This window comes from Ideonella sp. (assembly GCF_041287625.1).
Classification (GTDB): domain Bacteria; phylum Pseudomonadota; class Gammaproteobacteria; order Burkholderiales; family Burkholderiaceae_C; genus Ideonella.
This window is the reverse complement of sequence record NZ_JBGGNH010000066.1, coordinates 39,162-58,965: the sequence shown is the minus strand read 5'-3', so window position 1 is coordinate 58,965 and position 19,804 is coordinate 39,162. Positions and strand designations below refer to the sequence as shown.

18 protein-coding genes and 1 riboswitch are annotated in these 19,804 nt (G+C 70.3%); of the genes, 13 read left to right on the top strand and 5 right to left on the bottom strand.

What is annotated here, in order from left to right; translation table 11 throughout:
* Positions 1-172: 172 nt before the first annotated feature.
* The 3 genes from ACAH41_RS24105 to ACAH41_RS24095 all read left to right on the top strand — a co-directional run bounded on the left by ACAH41_RS24105 (position 173) and on the right by ACAH41_RS24095 (position 4,665).
* Entirely contained in the window at positions 173-1,615 is a 1,443-nt protein-coding gene (locus ACAH41_RS24105) for a DEAD/DEAH box helicase (RefSeq protein WP_325648224.1), read from the top strand.
* 242 nt (positions 1,616-1,857) lie between these two features.
* Positions 1,858-3,600, top strand: coding sequence for a methyl-accepting chemotaxis protein (locus ACAH41_RS24100; protein WP_325648225.1), 1,743 nt, complete (start codon positions 1,858-1,860; stop codon positions 3,598-3,600).
* 93 nt (positions 3,601-3,693) lie between these two features.
* The gene (locus tag ACAH41_RS24095; RefSeq protein ID WP_325648226.1) at positions 3,694-4,665 is read left to right on the top strand and encodes a diguanylate cyclase domain-containing protein; all 972 of its coding nucleotides are present in this window, start codon (positions 3,694-3,696) and stop codon (positions 4,663-4,665) included.
* A gap of 38 nt (positions 4,666-4,703) precedes the next feature.
* On the opposite strand, the gene ACAH41_RS24090 is transcribed toward ACAH41_RS24095, so the two are convergent.
* From ACAH41_RS24090 to ypfH, 3 genes are read right to left on the bottom strand one after another with little or no spacing between them, the layout of a single operon-like run.
* Positions 4,704-5,594: a 2OG-Fe(II) oxygenase gene (locus ACAH41_RS24090; RefSeq protein WP_325648227.1), complete on the bottom strand. Its 891-nt coding sequence runs from the start codon at positions 5,592-5,594 to the stop codon at positions 4,704-4,706.
* A 60-nt stretch (positions 5,595-5,654) separates the two neighbouring features.
* Positions 5,655-6,440, bottom strand: coding sequence for a peroxide stress protein YaaA (yaaA, locus tag ACAH41_RS24085; protein ID WP_325648228.1), 786 nt, complete (start codon positions 6,438-6,440; stop codon positions 5,655-5,657).
* A gap of 16 nt (positions 6,441-6,456) precedes the next feature.
* The gene (gene ypfH / locus ACAH41_RS24080; RefSeq protein ID WP_370538568.1) at positions 6,457-7,170 is read right to left on the bottom strand and encodes an esterase; all 714 of its coding nucleotides are present in this window, start codon (positions 7,168-7,170) and stop codon (positions 6,457-6,459) included.
* 471 nt (positions 7,171-7,641) lie between these two features.
* Between ypfH and ACAH41_RS24075 the strand changes: the two genes are divergently transcribed.
* The 8 genes from ACAH41_RS24075 (at position 7,642) to ACAH41_RS24040 (ending at position 13,637) form a co-directional block, all read left to right on the top strand.
* Complete coding sequence (locus tag ACAH41_RS24075; protein WP_325648230.1) at positions 7,642-8,388, top strand: hypothetical protein; 747 nt, start codon at positions 7,642-7,644, stop codon at positions 8,386-8,388.
* A complete protein-coding gene (locus tag ACAH41_RS24070) occupies positions 8,385-9,401 on the top strand; it encodes a GNAT family N-acetyltransferase (RefSeq protein WP_325648231.1) in 1,017 nt (338 codons plus the stop codon). Before ACAH41_RS24075 ends, ACAH41_RS24070 begins: the two co-directional genes overlap by 4 nt.
* A gap of 114 nt (positions 9,402-9,515) precedes the next feature.
* Positions 9,516-10,073 (top strand): protein tyrosine phosphatase family protein, encoded by a 558-nt coding sequence (locus ACAH41_RS24065; RefSeq protein ID WP_325648232.1) that lies wholly within the window; start codon positions 9,516-9,518, stop codon positions 10,071-10,073.
* A 112-nt stretch (positions 10,074-10,185) separates the two neighbouring features.
* A complete protein-coding gene (locus ACAH41_RS24060; protein ID WP_325648233.1) occupies positions 10,186-11,076 on the top strand; it encodes a hypothetical protein in 891 nt (296 codons plus the stop codon).
* Between the two features lie 72 nt (positions 11,077-11,148).
* Positions 11,149-11,517, top strand: coding sequence for a 4a-hydroxytetrahydrobiopterin dehydratase (locus ACAH41_RS24055; RefSeq protein ID WP_325648234.1), 369 nt, complete (start codon positions 11,149-11,151; stop codon positions 11,515-11,517).
* Between the two features lie 53 nt (positions 11,518-11,570).
* A riboswitch (FMN riboswitch) is annotated at positions 11,571-11,737 on the top strand.
* A gap of 106 nt (positions 11,738-11,843) precedes the next feature.
* On the top strand, positions 11,844-12,350 hold the full coding sequence (locus tag ACAH41_RS24050) for a 6,7-dimethyl-8-ribityllumazine synthase (protein ID WP_325648235.1): 507 nt from the start codon (positions 11,844-11,846) through the stop codon (positions 12,348-12,350).
* Between the two features lie 58 nt (positions 12,351-12,408).
* Positions 12,409-13,251: a hypothetical protein gene (locus ACAH41_RS24045; protein ID WP_325648236.1), complete on the top strand. Its 843-nt coding sequence runs from the start codon at positions 12,409-12,411 to the stop codon at positions 13,249-13,251.
* A gap of 2 nt (positions 13,252-13,253) precedes the next feature.
* Complete coding sequence (locus ACAH41_RS24040; RefSeq protein WP_325648237.1) at positions 13,254-13,637, top strand: hypothetical protein; 384 nt, start codon at positions 13,254-13,256, stop codon at positions 13,635-13,637.
* A 29-nt stretch (positions 13,638-13,666) separates the two neighbouring features.
* On the opposite strand, the gene ACAH41_RS24035 is transcribed toward ACAH41_RS24040, so the two are convergent.
* Positions 13,667-14,650 (bottom strand): tripartite tricarboxylate transporter substrate binding protein, encoded by a 984-nt coding sequence (locus ACAH41_RS24035; protein WP_325648238.1) that lies wholly within the window; start codon positions 14,648-14,650, stop codon positions 13,667-13,669.
* A 307-nt stretch (positions 14,651-14,957) separates the two neighbouring features.
* Here ACAH41_RS24035 and ACAH41_RS24030 point away from each other — a divergent pair, with 307 nt between their 5' ends.
* Positions 14,958-17,666 carry a tetratricopeptide repeat protein gene (locus ACAH41_RS24030; protein WP_325648239.1) on the top strand — a complete coding sequence of 903 codons (2,709 nt, stop codon included), beginning with the start codon at positions 14,958-14,960 and terminating at the stop codon, positions 17,664-17,666.
* Positions 17,667-17,669: 3 nt separating this feature from the next.
* Here ACAH41_RS24030 and ACAH41_RS24025 read toward each other — a convergent pair whose 3' ends face one another.
* Entirely contained in the window at positions 17,670-18,152 is a 483-nt protein-coding gene (locus ACAH41_RS24025) for a hypothetical protein (RefSeq protein WP_325648240.1), read from the bottom strand.
* Positions 18,153-18,409: 257 nt separating this feature from the next.
* Between ACAH41_RS24025 and ACAH41_RS24020 the strand changes: the two genes are divergently transcribed.
* Positions 18,410-19,729, top strand: coding sequence for a lytic murein transglycosylase (locus ACAH41_RS24020; protein ID WP_325648241.1), 1,320 nt, complete (start codon positions 18,410-18,412; stop codon positions 19,727-19,729).
* Positions 19,730-19,804 lie beyond the last annotated feature (75 nt).

Sequence of the window (19,804 nt, the reverse complement as noted above, 5' to 3'; positions counted from 1 at the left end):
GACTGGTACACTGTACTCAGCAGCTTCGAGTCCAGCTCTGATGCCTGCTTGTCGCTCCTGACATCGGTGATCGCCTCCCGGCGCTTCACCCTCTCCCCCCACGCCGGGCCCCTGGCTGGTGCCCCCTCCCGGCGGCAAATGGGCCGGCGACACGCTCCCCAACTGAGTCTGCATGACCTTTGACACCCTCGGCCTGGCCGAACCGCTTGTGCGTGCCGTGCACGAACAAGGCTACACACAACCCACCCCCATTCAAGCGCAGGCCATTCCTGCCGTCCTCCTGGGCGGTGACCTGCTCGCTGGCGCCCAGACCGGCACCGGCAAGACGGCCGGCTTCACGCTGCCCATGCTGCACCGCCTGGCGGCGCTGGGCACCAAGCGCGACGCCAAGGGCCGCGTCGCGATCCGCGCGCTGATCCTCACCCCCACCCGCGAACTCGCCGCCCAGGTCGAGGAAAGCGTGCGCCTGTACGGCAAGTACCTGCCGCTGACCAGCATGGTCATGTTCGGCGGCGTCGGCATGGGCCCGCAGATCGAGCGCCTGCGCAAGGGCGTGGACATCCTGGTGGCCACGCCCGGCCGCCTGCTGGACCATGCACAGCAAGGCACGCTGGACCTGTCGCACGTCGAAATCTTCGTCCTCGACGAAGCCGACCGCATGCTGGACATGGGCTTCATCCACGACATCAAGAAGGTGCTCGCGATGCTGCCCAAGGCCAAGCAGAGCCTGCTCTTCTCGGCCACCTTCAGCGACGACATCAAGGCCCTGGCCGACCGCCTGCTGAACCAGCCGGCGCTGATCGAGGTCGCCCGCCGCAACCAGACCGCCGAGACGATCTCGCAAAAGATCCACCCGGTCGGCCGCGAGCGCAAGAAGGAACTGCTGGCGCACCTGATCCGCAGCGGCAACTGGCACCAGGTGCTGGTCTTCACCCGCATGAAGCACGGCGCCAACCGCCTGGTCGAGTTCCTGAACAAGGAAGAGATCAGCGCGATGGCGATCCACGGCAACAAGAGCCAGGGTGCCCGCACCAAGGCGCTGGCCGACTTCAAGAGCGGCGACCTGCAGGTGCTGGTGGCAACCGACATCGCCGCCCGCGGCATCGACATCGACCAGCTCCCGCACGTCGTCAACTTCGAGCTGCCCAACGTGCCGGAAGACTATGTGCACCGCATCGGCCGCACCGGCCGTGCCGGCGCGCAGGGCGAAGCCGTGTCGCTGGTCTGTGTCGACGAGGACTCGTTCCTGCGCGACATCGAGAAGCTGATCAAGCGCAGCATCCCGAAGGAAATCGTGCCCGGCTTCGCACCGGATCCGAATGAAAAGGCCGAGCCCATCGTGCTGGGTCGCCGCATGACGATCGGCGTGGGCGCCGGGGGTGGCGGTGGCCGAGGTGGCCGCAGCGGTGGCGGCGGTGGTGGTGGTGGTTTCGGCGGTGGTCGTGATGGCCGCCCGGCCGCGCGTGCCGGCTCCGGCTCCGCCCGTCCGGGCGCTGGCGGCGGTGGTGGTGGCCGTGGCCCCGGTGGCGGCAACGGTGGCGGGCGTGGTGGCCCGAGCGGCGGCGGCAGTGCAGGCAGTGGTAACGGCGGTCCGCGCCGCGGCGGCGGTCGCTGATCACCCGCCGATCCAGGACCAACAAAGACACCTTCGGGTGTCTTTTTTTTGATCTGGATCAAGCCGCGGTCGGCCGCCGGCGAATCGGCCGGGTTTGCCCCTCACTTCGGCCAATCCAGGCCCGAAGAAGGCTCATCCAATGTCGGCATGCGATGTCGGCGACTGCTGGCCATTGCATGCCGCCTGCGTCCAGCCGTTCGGACGCCTTCGCCGCCTCGGCACTTCCAAAGAAAAACCGGCCCATGCGCACCAACCTTCCCGTCACCCAGAAGGAATATCCGCTGCCCGAGGGCGAGACCCTGGTGTCGTGCACCGACACGCAGGGCCGCATCCTCTACTGCAATGCGGCCTTCGTCACGGTCAGCGGTTTCGCGCACCAGGCACTGATCGGCCAGCCGCACAACATGATCCGCCACCCGGACATGCCGGCCGAGGCTTTCCGCGACATGTGGGCCACGCTGAAAGGCGGCCAGCCGTGGTCGGCCATGGTCAAGAACCGGCGCGCCGATGGTGACCACTACTGGGTGATGGCCAACGTCACGCCGCTGATGGATGAGCGCGGCCAACCCAGCGGCTTCATGTCGGTGCGCACCCGGCCCAGCCGCCAGCAGGTGGCGGATGCAGAGGCGCTCTACCAGCGCATGCGCGAGGACGCAAGCCAGGCCAAGCCGCGGCTGCGGCTTGAAAAGGGGGTGCTGCATGACCTGCGCCCGCTGGCCCGGCTGCAACGCGCGCTGCGGCCCGGCCTGGCCGGCCGCATGTGGCTGATCTGTGCGGCCATGGGCCTCTGGGGCCTGCTGGCCGGCGAGCTGGGCCAGAAGGTCGGCAGCTGGGGCACGCTGTCCATGGTGCTGCCCGCCATCTTCCTGAGCGGCTGGACGCTGCGCCGCATGACGCTGCAGCCGCTCGAAGCGCTGATCGGCAATGCCAACCGCATGGCCGGCTGCGACCTGACGCAGGAATTCTCCAGCGATCGCAACGACGAGATCGGCCGCTTCACACGGGCGCTGGCGCAGCTGAACGTCAACCTGATGTCGGTGGTGGGAGACGCCCGCACCGGCATGATGCAGATCCGCCAGGACACCCAGGTCATCGCCGAGGGCAACCAAGACCTGTCCTCACGCACCGAGGCCCAGGCCAGCAGCCTGGAAGAAACGGCCTCGTCGATGGAAGAGATCACCAGCACGCTGCGCCAGAGCACCGACATGGCCGCGCAGGCCACGCAGCAGGCCGGCAGCGCCCGCGCGGTGGCCGAGGAAAGCCGCCGTGCGGTGCAGGCGCTGGCCAGCACCATGCAGGGCATCAGCGAAGCCTCCGGCAAGATCAGCGAGATCATCCAGGTCATCGACAGCATCGCCTTCCAGACCAACATCCTGGCGCTGAACGCCGCCGTAGAGGCCGCCCGTGCCGGCGAGCAGGGCCGCGGCTTTGCCGTGGTGGCCGGCGAGGTGCGGGCGCTGGCACAGCGCAGCTCCTCGGCAGCGCGCGAGATCCGCGGGCTGATCCAGGCCTCGGTCGAGCAGGTCGCCGCCGGCAGCCAGCAGACCGACAGCGCCCGCGCCGCGATGGACAAGGCCCAGGCCGCCGTGGACCGGGTGCACCACTTCATCGAGCAGATCAGCCACGGCATGAGCGAGCAGATGCTGGGTGTCGGCCAGATCAACCAGGCCGTGGCCGAGATGGACACGATGACACAGAAGAACGCAGCGCTCGTCGAGGAAATCGCCGCGTCGGCCAGCACGCTGAACGGGCGAGCCGGCGAAGTCGCCGATTCGGTGGGCGTGTTCCGCCTCAAGGGCCAGGCCGGCACAGCGGCCACTGCCCCCGCCGCCGCGGCGCTGCGCAAGGCCGCCAAGGCGGCAAGCACCTCGGCCGCCCCCAGGCCGGTCAGCTCGCATGCCCCGAAGCCGAAGCCGGCCAGCGTGCCTCGCGCGGCCCCAGCACCGGCCGCCACGGCAGGCGACAGCGACTGGAGCAGCTTCTGACCCAGCCTCCCCAGGGAAAACGATAGAGCGGCCAACCCTTCCGCCACGCGGGTGCCGCTTGTCGGCGCTCGCGGCTCGGTGGAAACTGGCCCCATGGACCGCCGCCCCCCCTCCTTCGACCCGCAGTCCCGCACCTGGCTGGAACTCGGTGAAGTGCAGCGACTGCTGCTGGATTCTTATCCCGGCCTGGTGCTGGGGCTGGACCTGGACGGCCGAATACGCTGGCTCAACCCGGCCGGCGCCGAGCGCCTGGGCAGGGGCCGCGAGGAGTTGAGCGGCCGCGAGCTGGCCGGCAACCTGATGGCACTCGAAGAGCTGGAAGTGCGCGCCGCACAGCTCTCGCGCGAACTCGGCGAGCGCATCCCGGCCGACGCCAGCGTGCTCAGCGCCCGCCTGCAGCGCGGCTTCACCGACGAACACGAATGGGTGCTGCGCCACAAGGACGGCTCGCCCCAGCCCACCCGCCTGGCACTCGGTACGCTGCGCGACCACCAGGGCAGCGTGGTCGGCCTGATTGCCGTCGAACCCGCGCAGCGCGATGACGACGAAGCCCGGCTGCAGCTGACCCACCATGACAGCCTGACCGGCCTGCCGACCCGCGCGGTGCTGCCGGACCGGGCTGAAATGGCCATCCAGCGCGCCGCCCGCCAGCACAGCGTGGTCGCCTTCATGCTGGTCGAGTTGACCGGCTTCGAGGCCCTGTGCGAAACCCATGGCCACAGCGTCGGCGACGATGTGCTGCGGGCCACCGCCAGCCGGCTGCACTTCGAGCTGCGCAAGACCGACACGGCGGTGCGGCTGGACGGCGGCCAGTTCGCCGCGATGCTGGTCGACCTGCACCACGCCGACGAGGCCACGCTGGTCGCCAACAAGATCGCGCAAGCCCTCTCGGCGCCAGTCAACGTGGGCGTGGCCCGCATTCCGCTGAGCGCCCGCATTGGCGTGGCCTGGTTCCCGTCGCATGGCGACCAGCTGCTGCCGCTGCTGCAAGCTGCCGAGGCGGCGCTGGCCAGCGTCAGCAGCGAAGCGGGCGGCGTGGCCTGCGCACCGCTGGCCGGGGACTGAGGCCCAAACGACCCGGAGGCTGAGCGCTGCTCAGCCTCTCAGTGGAATTCGCCCTCGCGCAGCCACTTGGTCGCGACCCACTTTTCGCCGGCCAGCACCGGCGCGCCGCCGTGCAGCGTGCGGGTGGCCGGGCTGGGCCGGGAATAGCTGAAGAACACCGCGTTGCCCTTGATCGGGGCGACCTCCAGCCCGACGTCGGGGAAGGTCGTCGAGCCGCCGCGCTCGGGCGTGTTCAGGTACATCAGCAAGGTGCCCAGGCGCTGGCCGCCGCGCGACAGGATGGTCGGCGCGCCGGGCTGGGCCGGGTCGAAATAGTCGTGGTGCGGCAGGTACTGGGCGCCGGGACGGTAGCGCAACACCTGCAGGCCTTCGCCATTGATCACCGGCCAGCGCAGCAGGTCCGCAATGCGCTGCTCGATGCGGGCACACAGCGCGTGTTCGCCGCGGCCGAAGAACATGCCGTCGCTGGTGCGGGCACTGTTGACCTCGCTGCCGCCGGTCGCGTTGACCACGGTTTCCGAGCGCGACAGCCGCGGGTTGGCCAGCGCCACCAGCGCGTCGCACTCTTCGTGTGACAGGAAGCCGCCCAGCACCACCACGCGCGGCAGCGCCATCTGCGCCAGCACCTCGACCTTGCGGTCCGGCAACTGCAGCATGGTGGCGCCGGCTTCCAACGCCGGCTCGGGCAGGCGCTGCGGCTGGGCCAGCTGCGCGGCCACCGCGCCAGGCGCCAGGCGCTGTTGCAGCGCCTCCACTGCCGGCCGGCCGAGGTGGGCCTCCAGGGTGTCTTCCAATGCCGCCATGGCGACCTGCTCGTCCCAGCCGCTGGCGCGCATCGCGTTCAGCACATCGGCCGGCTGGCAGCCGGCTTGCGCCTGGGCCACGATCCAGGCGCGCAGTTCAGGGGTGATGGTCTGCTGCACGTTCATGCCGGCGATTTTGTCATTGCCTCGCGGCCGGGCGCCAGCGCCCGGCGCCGCACTCCGGTTTCAGGCTTCCACGCGGCGACGGAAGACCAGGCGGTCCGGCTCGGAATCCTGGGCGTCGAAGCGATAGCCCTCGGCGTCGAAGGCCGCGAGCGGTTCGACCTGTTGCAGTTCGTGTTCGATCGCGTAGCGCGCCATCAGCCCGCGCGCGCGCTTGGCAAAGAAGCTGATGATCTTGTACTCGCCGTTTTTCCAGTCCTCGAACACGCAGTCCACCACACGTGCCTTCAAGACCTTGCGGCGCGCGGCGCGGAAGTACTCCTGCGAGGCCAGGTTCACGATCACCGGCGCCTTGTCGCGCGCCTGCTGGGTGTTCAGGTAGCGGGCGAGCGTGTCGCCCCAGTAGCCGTAGAGATCGTTCGCCTCGGCGGTGGCCAGCCGCGTGCCCATTTCCAGCCGGTAAGGCTGCAGCCGGTCCAGCGGCCGCAGCACGCCATACAGGCCGGAGAGGATCACCACATGCTGCTGCGCCCAGTCCAGCTGGTCCTCGCTCAGCGTGGTCGCCTTCAGGCCTTCGTAGACGTCCCCGTTGAAAGCGAGCACCGCCGGCTTGCTGTTGTGCGCGGTGAAGCGGTTCGACCAGGCTGCGTAGCGTTTCGCATTCAGCTCGGCCAGCGGCTCGGACAGGTCCATCAGCCCGGCAATGTCCGACACCGTTTGCGTCTTCAGCACCGCGATGAGCGCGGCCGCCTCGGCGACGAACAGCGGCCGCGTGGCGCGTGCGAGCACCGGGGCCGGCACGGGGGTTTCGTAGTCCAGGGACTTGGCGGGGGAAAGCAGGAACAGCATCAGGCGCAGCGCTCGCTCAGTCTTCCTGGTCTTCGGCAGGCAGGCGGCCGGCGAGGCCCGGCACCACGCCCATCGCCGCGGCCCAGGAGCGGTGCGGAATGTGGCTGCGCAGGCGCAGGATGGCGCACTGCAGCAGGTGGCCGTTGATTTCGTGGCCCACGCCTTCGGCGATGTCGATGGTCGCATCACCATGCAGCTCGCCCAGGCGCTCCATGGCGGCGCGGGCGTAGGCCTCGGGAATCACCGCGTCGGCGCTGCCATGGAAGAAGTGCAGCGTGGTGTGCTGCGGCGCCACGTCCGGCAGCGCCGGGTAGCGGCCGGCAAAGGCCAGCACCCGGCCGGCAATGCCGTCATGCGCCTGCACCAGCGAGAGCGCCATGATGCTGCCCTGCGAAAAGCCCCACAGCGCCGTCGCGGCCGGGCCCACGCCGGTTTCCTGCTGCATCGCGTGCACCCAGGCGGCCAGCGCCGGCACCACCTCGGCCACACGCGTCGCGCGGTTCTCCTCGGTCACGCCCTGGACCGAGAACCACTGCCGCGCCTGGCCGCTTGGGTCGCCGTCGAACGGCGAGAAGCCATCCGGCGCGACGATGGCCGCCTGCGGGAACTCCTTCTGCACCAGCCGCGCCAGCGGCGCCATGCCGGCCGCGCTGCTGCCCACGCCGTGCAACAGCACCATCAACTGTTCGGGCCGCCCTTCGGCGGGCAGCCATGTCATAGCCTTGTTCATGGCCCGGATTGTCCTTCGACTCCGGCCCGGCCTGCCAGCCGTCGCGCCGACAACCCTGTACCGCGGCCCGAACCTGCCTCTCCCGGCCCAACACTTCGGCCCGTCTCCCGAATGCGAGCCCGTGGGCACTTCGCTCATCGAAGCCATCCGGCTGCACTACACTTTTTGCGCCCACCTCTCAATGTGCTGACCACCCGAATGCAGTCCTGGCCACGCTTGGCCGCGCTCGCAGCCATCCGCGGCTACCAGCGCTTCATTTCCCCGCACAAGGGTTTTGCCTGCGCCTGGCAAGTGCCCGCTGGACCTCGGTGACTGCTGCGACCTCAGCGGCTGCTGCGATGGCTGCGGCGACTGCGACCGGTCGAGCCGCCGCGAGAAACGCAAGCGAAGGGACAAGATGCAACATGTGCACATCCCGCCAAAACGCCGAAGCCGCTCTCAACCCGACGTGACCGCCCGTCCGACGCCACCATGAACCGCCTGCAAGCCGAATACCTCCGCCTCTACGCACCGCAACCGTCCGCCCTGCCCGCAGGCAACACGACCGCCGCCGACCTGGTGGACCCGCAGGGCCGCGTGCGCGCGCTGGTGCTGGCGCTGGGTCGGCCGGCCGACTGGGGCCTGCTGTCCCAGGTCTGGCGCGGCGTGCAGGCCGACCTGGGCTGGCCCGCGCCGGCCATCGCGGTCTCCGGGGTCGATGCCTTCCAGCTCTGGTTCTCGCTGGCCGAACCGATGCCGGCCGACCAGGCCCACGCGCTGCTGCAAGGCCTTTGCGCCCGCTACCTGCCCGGCGTGCCGGCGCAGCGCCTGGACCAGTGGCCAGCGCCTGCAGCCGGCACCAGCCACCCGCAACACACAGCCCCCGTGCCCGCCGAGCAGGCCGAAACCGGCCTGTGGTCCGCCTTTGTGTCGCAAGACCTGGCGGCCGTCTTTGTCGAAGCGCCGTGGCTGGACATTCCGCCCGGCGAGGAAGGCCAGCTGACGTTGCTGCGCGGCATGCAAAGCGTGTCGCCGCCCGCACTGGTTTCGGCGATGGCTGAACTGCACGCCCCACCGGCCACGGCCCAGGCGGCATCCCCAGGCTTCGCCGGCCCGCCCGTCGCCTGCACAGACCCCCGCCAGTTCCTGCTGGCCGTGATGAACGACGCCAGCGTGCCGCTCGCCTTGCGCATCGACGCCGCCAAGGCCCTGCTGCCCCAGCTCGCCAGGCCCGCATGACGCCCGTCCTGCAGCGCCTCGCGCCGGCGCACGCCGCGGCCTATCGCCAGCTGATGCTGCAGGCCTACACGCTGCATCCCGAAGCCTTCACGTCGACCGCCGCCGAGCGTGCCGCATTGCCGCTGGGCTGGTGGGAGGCCCGGCTGGCGCAAGGCGACGCGCCAGGTGAACTCGTCATCGGCGCCTTCGTCGACGGCCAGCTCGCAGGCGTGGCCGGCCTGGCCTTCGAGGCGCGCGAGAAAACCCGCCACAAGGCCACGCTGTATGGCATGTACGTGCCCGCCGCGGCCCGCCAGCGCGGCCTGGGCCGGCAGCTGGTCGAGGCGGTGTTGGCCCAGGCCCGCGCGCGACCGGGCGTGCGCCAGGTTCAGCTCACCGTCAGCGAGGGCAATGCGGCCGCGCAGGCGCTCTACCGGCGCTGCGGCTTCGTGCCGTTTGGCACCGAGCCGATGGCCGTCTCGGTGGCCGGCGGCTTTGTCGCCAAAGTCCACATGGCCGCCACGCTGCAGCAGGAGCAGGACCCGCCACGCATCGCCACCACCTGCCTGCGCCCGCTGCCGCCCGAGCACTTCGCCAGTTACCGCGAAGCCGCGATTGCCAACTACGCCGAGCAGAACCTGCGCGCCGGCCGCGTCACGCCGGAGCAGGCGCTGCCGCAAGCCCAGGCCGATTTCGCGCTGCTGCTGCCGCAAGGCCTGGCCACGCCGGACCACTTCTTCCTCGAAATCCTCGCCACCGAAAACGGCCCGCTGGCCGGCTGGTTGTGGTGGGCCATCGAAGACCGCGGCAGCAGCCGCAGCGCCTTTGTCTACGATCTGATGATCCTGCCGCCAGCGCGCCGCCGCGGCCATGCCAAGGCGGCATTGAAGGCACTGGAAGCGGTGGTGCAGGCCCACGGGCGGGACCGCATCGGCCTGCACGTCTTCGGCTTCAACCGCGGCGCGCAGGCCTTGTATGCGGCGCTGGGCTATGGCGTCACCGGGCTGAACATGGCCAAGCAGCTTTGCGCCTGAGCCGGCCGCAAGGGATGGCGGCCGGCTCGCCTGCGCCGTACGATGCGCAGCGCCGGTCGCCCCATGCCCCCTGAGCCTGGCCCGGCGTTCATTGACTCCGCGATCGAGACCCGCATGCCCCCTTCATTCCCGTCGCCCCGCCGCACCTGGCTTCTCGCGCTCGGCCTCGCGGCCCTGTCCGGCGCGGCTGCCGCCGCCGATGCCGCCCCGTCACTCGATGCGCCGAATGTCGTGCCCATCACCCCGCGCCTGGTCAGCGCCGGCCAGCCCACCGCCGCCGCGCTGGGCAAGCTCGGTGCGCAAGGCTTTGGCGCGGTGATCTACCTTGCGCCGCCCACCTCGTCCGACGCGGTCAAGGGCGAGGCCGAGATCGTGCGCCGCCAGGGCCTGCAGTTCACCAACATCCCGATCGAGTTCAACAAGCCCGGCGCGCAGGACTTCGCGGATTTCGAAAAAGCCATGGCCGCAGCGGGCGACCGCAAGGTGCTGGTGCACTGCCAGGTCAACATGCGCGGCTCGTCGATGGTCTTTTTGCACCGGGCGATCACCGGCAAGGAAGACCCGGAAGTGGCCTATGCCTCCGTCACCAAGGTCTGGGCGCCCAGCGGCGTGTGGCGCGAGTTCATCGTCAACACCTTGCGCGCCCACAACGTGGACTTCGAGCCATATTGATGTCGACCCCAAGGTCCGGGCTTTGCCCGGTCCGTCCCCCGAGGGGATCAAGGAAACTTGGGGCGGCCCGGCGTTTCCTTGGGCCGCCCCTTCCAAACGAAAACGCTCCGCGATGACACTGGATGCCTTCCTCCGCACCGCCTGGGACGAACACGCCGACGCACCGCAGGCCGTGGCCGAGCGCCTGCCCGGCGCGCTCGAACTGCTGCAGGTGCCGGCCGATGTGAACCCGCTGGTGCGGCTGGCCACGCATGTCTACGGCGAGCACCTGGGCGCGTGGCAGGCGGGCCTGGCGCTGCTGGACCGCATGGGCGCGTTGCCGCTGTGCGCGCAAGACCCTGCGGCCATGCTCGCGGTGCTGCGCGGCCAGGCGGCGTTGCGCGTGGCTTCGGGCGAGCCAGCGGCCGACGCACTCGCCACGCTGCCGGTCAGCGAACATGTCAACGTGCTGGCCCAGGTCGCCGCCATGCACACCGGCCGCGAGAACCTGCCCGCGGCCATCCAGGCGCTGGAAGGCGCGCTGCAGGCCGAGGCCAAGGCCAGCCCGGAAGAAGATGCCAGCGCCGCCCGCCCCGGCTGGCGCGCGATGGCCGTCGCCGGCAACAACCTGGCCGCCGCACTCGAAGGCCACTCCGGCCGCAGCGCCACCGAAACCGAGGCCATGCTGCGCGCGGCCCGCATCGGCCTGACCTACTGGCGCCTGGCCGGTGGCTGGCTGGAAGAAGAACGCGCCCACTACCAGCTCGCCCGCTGTGAACTGGCCGCCGGCCAGCCCGAGGCTGCGGCCGCCAGCGCGATGCAGTGCGTGACGATTTGCGAACGCGAAACCGCGCCTGCCTTCGAGCTGTTCTTCGGCCACGCGGTGCACGCGCTGGCCCTGCGCGCCGCAGGCGACGCCAACGGCCATGCCGCAGCCCGCGTGCTGGCCCTCTCGGCCTACGCCCAGCTCAGCGCGGACGAACAGCCCTGGTGCAGACGCGAACACGCCGAGCTGACCAGCTGAAAGTCCCCGCACGGCTGGCAGGGCCGGCCGCACTGGGAAATACTGCCAGGGCTTGCCGTGAAAGGCCTTGCCATGTCCGCTGCCGCGCCCAAGACCGTACGTCCCTCCGCCCTCACCTCCGCCCAGCTGCATGCCGCGCTGGCCCAGCTGCCCGGCTGGGAGGTGGTGCACACGCCGGCCACCAGCGCCGAGTCCCCCGCCACGCGCGAGCTGTTCCGCAGCTACCGCTTCGCGGCCTTCGAGGACGCGATGGCCTTCATGGCCGCCGCGGTGCCGTTCATCTCGGCGCAGGACCACCACCCACGCTGGGAAAACAGCTGGCGCAGCGTCAGCGTCTGGCTCTGCACCCATGACGCCGGCCACCAGCCCACGCAGCTGGACATCACGCTCGCCGAACACCTGGACAGCCTGCGCCAGGGCTTTGCGCCCGCTCGCAACTGACATTGCCGGGCGCGTCACTACAATCCCGGCTCGGTGCGGTTTCCGCCGTGCCGGTGCGTTCTCAGGGCGGGGTGAAAGTCCCCACCGGCGGTATCCGCGCAAGGGCCTCCCGGCCCGAGTGCGGGAGCCCGCGAGCGCCTGCGGCCTCACGGCGGCAGGGTCAGCAGATCTGGTGCGATGCCAGAGCCGACGGTCACAGTCCGGATGAAAGAGACCGCAACATCCCGGCCGCCAGGCCTGGGCAGCCGCTGCGTTGTCCCGGGCTAGGAGGCCGTGTGGTGGCGCGCGCCCTGATTCTGGCCAACCCCTCATTTTCGAGGTTTCCCATGAATCAGCCTGCTTCTGCTTCTTCCCTCTCCACGTCGCTAGCCAACGCCGGGCCGACCCGCGTCGCGGTCATCTCGGCCGGCTGGCATGCCGACATCGTCGGCCAGGCCCGCGAATCCGCGCTGGCCGAGTTCGAGCGACAAGGCCTGCCGCGCTCGCAGGTCGAGCTGTTCGAGGTGCCCGGCGCCTTCGAGATTCCGCTGCATGCGCAAGCGCTGGCCCGCAGCGGCCGCTTCGACGCGGTCGTCGCCTGCGCACTGGTGGTCAACGGCGGCATCTACCGCCACGAGTTCGTCACCACGGCCGTCATCGACGGACTGATGCGCGTGCAGCTGGACACCGGCGTGCCGGTCTTCTCGGCCGTGCTCACGCCGCGCGACTTCCACGACCACGAAGAGCACCGCCAGTTCTTCCACGCCCACTTCGCCAAGAAGGGCACCGAAGTCGCCCAGGCCTGCCTGCGCACCCTCGCCAGCCTGAACTCGCTGGCGCAACTGCAGCGCTGACGGCAACAGGCGTTTGGCAGGCCCGGTCTACCATCGAGTTTTCCGCCCTGCCAACGCCATGCCGACTGCCCCGGACCCTGCAACGCCCGCCATCCGCGCCCAGCGCCGCCCGTGGCGTCTGACAGCCTTCATGGTCCTGGCGCTGCTGCTGGTCTGGCTGCGGCCGATGGACCAGCTCGCCGAGCGCTACACCGACCAGGGCTGGAAGCGCGCGCTGACCACCTTTGCCGCCGCGCGCCTGCTCAACGGCGCGCTCAGCCTCGCCCGCGAGGTCGAGGTCACCGGCACCGTGCTCGGCGTGGGCGGCTCGTTCCATCCGGGCGCGGTGCTGGCGCCGGTGGACGAACTGGTCGAGCAGTTCTCCTCCCTGATGCTGGGCGCCACGCTGTCGTTTGCGCTGCAGCGCCTGGTGCAGCAGATCTTCAGCGCCTGGCCGCTGTGCCTGGCCCTCAGCGTGCTGCTGCTCGCCTGGCTGGCCTGGGCCTGGCGGCGCCCGGCCGCGCCGCCGCGACTGCTGGCCGGCGCGGCGCTGGGCCTGCTGTGCCTGCGCCTGCTGGTGCCGCTGACCGCGCTTGGCAGCGAGGCCGTCTACCAGGGCTTCCTCGCGCCCGAATACGAGCAGGCCCAGGCCCGCATCAGCGCCGTGAAGACACCCGAGCTGCCGCCCGCCACGGCCGGCGAAGGCTGGACCGACCGTGCCCGCGCATGGCTGGGCCAGGCGCCCGAGCTGGCGCGGCAGCTGGGCGAGATCAAGGCACAGGCCGAGGGCCTCGTCGAGCACCTGGTGCGCCTGGCCGCGGTGTTCCTGCTGCAGACCCTGGTGCTGCCGCTGGCCTTCCTGTGGGCAGCATGGCGCGGCCTGCGGCTGCTGATGCCGCTGGGCCGCAACAGCAAGGGCTGACCATGCTGTCCTCCGTCTTCGTCGAACTGCGGTTCTGGTTGCTGGTGCTGTTCTCGCTGATGGCGGGCGTGGGCATCTACCTGGCGATGCTGCGGCGCAGCGTTTCGCGGCTGGCGGTGCTGGTTTTCGGGCTGGCGCTGGTGCTGATTGCCGGCATCGACGTCTACCTGCTGCAAAGCCTCAGCAACCTGGCCCGCCACACGCCATCGCTGACCGACGACACGGTCTTCCTGTCCGAGCTGTCGATCGGGCTCTATGTGCTGCCTGCGCTGTTTGCCGGCATTGGCATCAACGTCGTCTCGCATGTGCTGATCCAGCACCTCAGCGCAGCCGAGCGCCGCTTCGACCGGGCGCATCCGGCGGTGGATCCTGAAGACCGCCCCTGAAGAGGCACCTCCATTTCCGAGCTTGGGCGTCACTCCGGCTCGATCTTGGCCGCGCGGATCACCGCACCCCAGCGCCTGATCTCGCTGTCCAGCAGCTGAGCGTATTCGGCCGGCGAGCTGGCCGCTGGGCGCATGCCGAGCTTGACCAGCTTCTGCCGCAGCGCGGGCCTGTCCAGTGCATCCCGCACGGCCTTGTTCAACGTCTCGATCACCGCTGCAGGCGTGCCCGCCGGCGCGGCCAGCGCGTTCCACGAGGCCACCTCGTAGCCGGCCACGCCAGCCTCGATGGCCGTGGGCGCCGCGGGCAGCGCCGGGTTGCGCCGGTCCGACGACACCGCCAGCGCCTTCACCGCGCCGGCCTGCACCTGCGGCAGCATCGGCGCAAGGATCTCGACCGCCAGGTCGATCTCGCCGGCCCGCAGCGCCGTCAGCACCGCCGGGCTGGCCTTGTAGGGCACGACCAGCAGGTCCAGCCCGGCGACCGTCTCGAACAGCTTGGCCGCGAGGTGCTGGGTGCTGCCCACCGCGATGGTGCCAACATTGAGCTTGCCCGGATTCGCCTTGGCATGCGCGATCACGTCCTTCAGCGAATTGAAGCGGCCACCCGCCTGCACGAAGAAGCCCAGGTCGAAATAGCCAAAGGTGCTGATGGGCGCGAAGGCCTTCACCGGGTCGTAGGGCAGCTTGTTGAACAGCGCCACGCTGACGGCGTGGGCATTGCTCATCAGCAGCAGCGTGTGGCCGTCGGGCCTGGCCGCGGCCACCGCCTGGCTGGCGACGATGCTGCCGGCGCTGGGACGGTTGTCGATCACGAAGGGCTGGCCCAGCCGCTGGCCCATCACTTCGGCAACGGTGCGGGCGGTGATGTCGGCAATGCCGCCGGGGCCGAAGGGCACGACCAGCTGGATAGGCTTGTCCGGGAAACCTGCCTGGGCCCGCACTGCGCCAGGCAGCAGCGCAACGCCAAGGCAGGCCACCAGTTGGCGGCGGCGCAGGAGGACGGAGGGAGGCATGGCGCCAGTGTGCGACAAGAATACCGCTCGCGCCGCGGGCGCCGCCGCATCCGGCAAACAAGGAAGGTGGCGAGCGCCTACCTCGAAATCCTGACCACCTCTTGAAACCTGTTCATGGCTGCTCCCTGGTACCGGAATGGCGGCACCTGCCGGTAGGATTTCAGGCGGAACCGGGGACCGGATCCTCCCCCTATTCCGAACAATTCCTACGGAAGGTCACGAAACGGCGAGCAGGCCGGGAGCCCGAGCAATGAAACAAGCGTTGGCAGCCGCAGCAGATGAAGAACTCCGGCCTTCCGGCCCGCGGTTGTGGTCTTTCGGAAACTGCACTTTCGACGAGCGCCGGCTGGCGCTCAGCGTGGGTGGCGAGGTGGTGGCCGCCGAGGCCCGGCCGCTGCAATTGCTGGTGCACCTGCTGCATCACGCCGGCGAACTGGTGACCAAGGACGAACTGATCGAGGCGGTGTGGCCCGGCCGCATCCCGTCGGAATCGGTGCTGACCAAGACGGTGGCCAAGCTGCGCCAGGCGCTGCGCGATGAGGACCAGGCGCTGATCCGCACCGTCTACGGCCAGGGCTATCGGCTGGTCGCGCCGGTGTCGGTGAAGGCCCAGGCCGGCGCCGCGCCGGTGGACACGCCTGACTTTGCGCCCGGCCTGGCCGCCGGCGAAACGCCGCCGCTGCGCCCGCACTGGGTGCTGCGCGAGAAGCTCAGCAGCGGCGGACGCAACGAGGTCTGGCTGGCCCGCCATGCCAAGACCGGGCAGCCGCGCGTGTTCAAGTTCGCGCGCGATGCCGACGGCCTGCGCGCCCTGAAGCGCGAAGTCACCGTGTTCCGCCTGCTGCGCGAGGCGCCCGGCGCCGGCGAGCACCTGCTGGAAATCCTCGACTGGAACCTCGACGAACCGCCCTGGTTCATCGAATGCCCCTTCATCGCCGGCGGCAACCTGGCCCATTGGTGCGAACAGGGCGGCGGCATCGCGGCCATCGACCTGTCCCTGCGCCTGGCGCTGATCGCGCAGGCCGCCGACACGCTGGCCGCCGCGCACGACACCGGCGTGCTGCACAAGGACGTCAAGCCCGGCAACGTGCTGGTCGACCTGGACGCCCAGGGCCGGCCGCTGGTGCGCCTGGCGGATTTCGGCAGCGGCCGGCTGATCGACCTGGAGCGGCTGGCGCGCCTGGAGATCACCCGGCTGGGCTTCACCCAGTCGCTGGACCTCCCGGGCGACGACAGCAGCGGCACGCCGCTGTACCTGGCGCCGGAACTGCTCGCCGGCCAGCCGCCCACGCTGCGCTCGGACATCTACGCGCTGGGCGTGATGCTCTACCAGATCGTGGCCGGCGACTTCCGCCGGCCGCTGGCGCCCGGCTGGGAGCGCGACGTGACGGACCCGCTGCTTTGCGAGGACATCCGGGCCTGCGCCGACGTGGACCCCGCCCGCCGGCTGGCCGATGCCCGCGTGCTCGCCCAGCGCCTGCGCGACCTGGCCGCACGCCGCGAGCAGCAGGCACGCGCCCAGGCCGAACAGGCCCGCACCCAGCAACTGCAGGCCCGCCTGGACCGCCTGCGCACACGGCGGCCCTGGCTGGTGGCCAGCATGCTGCTGCTGCTGCTGGGCCTGGCCGTGTCCACCCAGCAATGGCTGCGCGCCAACCGCGCCAACCAGCTCGCGCTGCGCGAATCCGCCCTCGCCGCAGCCGTCAACCGCTTTCTCACCGACGACCTGCTGGCCGGGGCCGACCCGCTGCACGCAGGCCGGCGCGACGTGCGCGTGTCTGAAGTGCTGGCCCGCGCGCAGCAGCAGGCGGCCACCCGCTTCGCGGGCCGGCCCGAGCAGGAGGCAGCCGTGCGCGAAGCCGTCGGCAAAGCCTACGCGGGCCTGAGCGACTACGACACCGCCGAGCGCGAACTGCGGCAGGCCATGAAGCTGCTCGACGGATTGCCGCAAGCCCGCGCGCGACGCGACCAACAGCAACTGGCCTTGATCGAGCTGCTGCTGGCAGCTGAACACATGGACGTGGCCAGCCGGGAAGCCGATGCGCTGGCCGCGCGTGGGCCGCTGGCCGCGGACACCGCGCTGGGCCTGGACACGGCCCGCGCCTGGCTGGACTTTCGCGCAGGCAACCATGCGCGCGCCATCAGCGCCATGGAGGCGCTGCGCGGCCGCCACCTGGCACTGGCCGCCGAGCAACCGGAGCGCACCCAGGCCTTCCTGCAGCGCCTGGGCGAGGCCTACGTGCTGGCCAACCGAGGCAAGGAGGCCATCGAGGTGTTCGGTGATCTGCTGAAGCGGCAGACCGCCCTGTACGGCCAGCGCGATGCGCGCCTGGTCCCGCCGCTGATCGGGCTGGGACAGGGCTTCGAGTGGGCCGACCGCAACGAAGAAGCGCTGCCACTGCTGGAGCGTGCGGCCAGCATGGCGCGCGAAACCCTGGGCGAGGAACATGACCTGACCCTCACCGCCGCGGGCGAGTTGGCCGGCGTCTACGAAACCCTGCAGCGCTTCGACGCTGCCGAGGCCGAGTACCAGCGCCTGCTCGCCATCCTGCGGCGCCGCTTTGGCGAGGACTACCTGATCACGCGCGAGATCACCAGCAACCTGGGCGTGCTCTACGACAACATGGGGCGCAGCGCCGACGCCCTGCCGCTTTTCGAGCAGCTCTATGAGCGGGAGAAACGCATTGGCGGCGAGTCGCACCCCGACACGCTGAATGCCGCGCACAACGTGGGCAACAGCCTCTCCAGGCTCAAGCGCTGGGACGAAGCCCTGCGCTGGCAGCGCCGCACCTGGGCGCTGGCCAGCAAGGCCCTGCCTGCGGACAACTTCCAGCGCGGCGTCATGCAATACAAGCTGGCCGAGAGCCAGAGCCACCTCGGCCAGACGGCGCAGGCCCGCGAGAATTTCGACCAGGCGATTGCCTTCCTGCAGCGCACGCTGGGCGACGAACACCGCTGGACGCGCAAGGCCATCGAGGTACGGGACAACAGCCTGGGCGAGGCCCACAAGTCCTGAGCTTCAGGACGCCTCGCGCGTGCCGCTCACCTCCGTGGTCCCCGAGCAGGATTGGCTGCCTTGGGCCCATGTCCAGGACGAAGACCCGTGGAGGCTCTTGGCATCCGAGGCCACCGTCACCTTCAGTTCGTTCAAGGTGGTGATACCGCCCTCCTCGGGATAGCTGCCGGTCCACTGCACGGTGTCCGTCTGGATCGAGCCGTTGAACACCTGCCCGCCTTCGGTCTGCAGCTGCAGCGAGTTGCCGTTCTGCTGGATGGCGACGCTGTACAGCGTCTTTTCGCCCACCGGGTCCCCGCAGTTGTTGCTGCCCTTGGTTTCGGCGATGTCCCAGGTGCCGGCCACGTTGAGGGATTGCCCGCTGGCGCCGCTCTTGTCGTCATCGCCACCGTCACCGCCACCGCCACAGGCGGCCAGGACCGAAAAAAGAGACCCCAAAGCCAAGCGGCCCAAGATTTGATTCACCGACATGATGATGTGCTCCAAAGCAAACAGGAAAAAGATGCAGGCGCCGGTGCATGCCTTGGCATGGCACCCGGTGGCGCGCTGGACAGCGTCAACAAGTCCTCTTCAACTTGCCGGCGTGATTGAAGCGGCAGCCCCACGCCGGATCCTTCCCGGATTCCGAACAATTCCTACGGAAACTGTCGCGAAGCGGTCGACTGGCCGGCCGGCGCCACATTCCAGCTTCACGGCAGGGTGAGCCGGCCGGCACACCGGCGCAGGCGACGAGAATCGGCCCCATGCCTTCGACCGTTCTCCCCCCGCGCCACTGGCGGCTGGCCGCCACGCTGGCCGCCGCGACCTTCAACGGCTGCGCCGCCGGCCCGGCGGCCACGGCCGCCTCCGCCCCGGCGCCTGCGGTATCTGCCGCGGCCGCCGTGCCCGCCGCTTCCGCCGCCTCTTCACCCGAGGAGCTGGCGCGCCAGCAGGTGGCCCAGCAAGCTGCCTTCGCCCGCTGGGTGCAGGACATGCGCGGCCGTGCCCGCAGCACCGGCATCAGCGAGGCCACGCTGCGCATGGCCTTCGACGAGGTGCAGTTGCTGCCTCAGGTCATCGAGCAGGACCAGGCCCAGCCCGAGCTCACCCGCACGGTGTGGGACTACCTGGACCGTGCCGTGTCGGCCACGCGCATCTCGCAGGGCCAGGAGAAGCTGCAGCAGATCCGAGCCGAAGCCGAGGCCGCCGCAGCGCGCCACGGCGTGCCGTCCAATGTCATCGTCGCCATCTGGGGCATGGAGAGCAACTACGGCAGCCACTACGGCGACATCCCGACCATCGACGCGCTGGCCACGCTGGGCTTCGAAGGCCGGCGCGAGGACTGGGCCCGCGGCCAGCTGATCGCTGCGCTGAAGATCCTGCAGAGTGGCGACATCGCCCGGGCCAACATGATCGGCTCCTGGGCCGGCGCCATGGGCCAGACCCAGTTCCTGCCCACCGCCTTCCTCAGCTACGCTGAAGACGCGGATGGCGATGGCAAGCGCGACATCTGGGGCAGCATGGCCGACGTCACCGCCTCCACCGCCAACTTCCTCGCCCGCTCCGGCTGGATGGCCAGCGAACCCTGGGGCGCCGAAGTGCTGCTGCCCAAGGACTTCGACCCCGGCCGTGCCGACAGCGAGCTGCGCCAGCCCAGCAGCAAGTGGGCCGGCGAAGGCGTGAAGGGGCTGGACGGCAGGCCTCTGCCCCCAATGGCCGAAGCCAGCATCCTGCTGCCCGCCGGCATCCGCGGCCCGGCCTTCCTGGTCGGCGCCAACTTCCGCAGCATCCTGCGCTACAACAACTCCAACAGCTACGCCCTCGCCGTCGGCCTGCTCGCCCAGCGCCTGGCCGGCGGCCCCGGCGTGCAAGGCAGCTGGCCACGCGACCTGCGCGCCCTCACCCGCACCGAGCTGCTGGCGATGCAGGCCGCGCTGAACCAGCGCGGCTTCAACACCGGCACGCCAGACGGCCGCTTCGGCCCCGCGACCCGCGCCGCGCTGCGCGGCTACCAGCGCAGCATCGGCGTGCCACCGGACGGGTTTCCGGACCAGAACCTGCTGGGGCGGTTGACGGCGCAGTAGGCACGCGGACAGGCCAGCGGATTTCGTCACGCCGGCCTGCAATTCCACGATCCATTCGGCTCAGCCTCGCGTCAA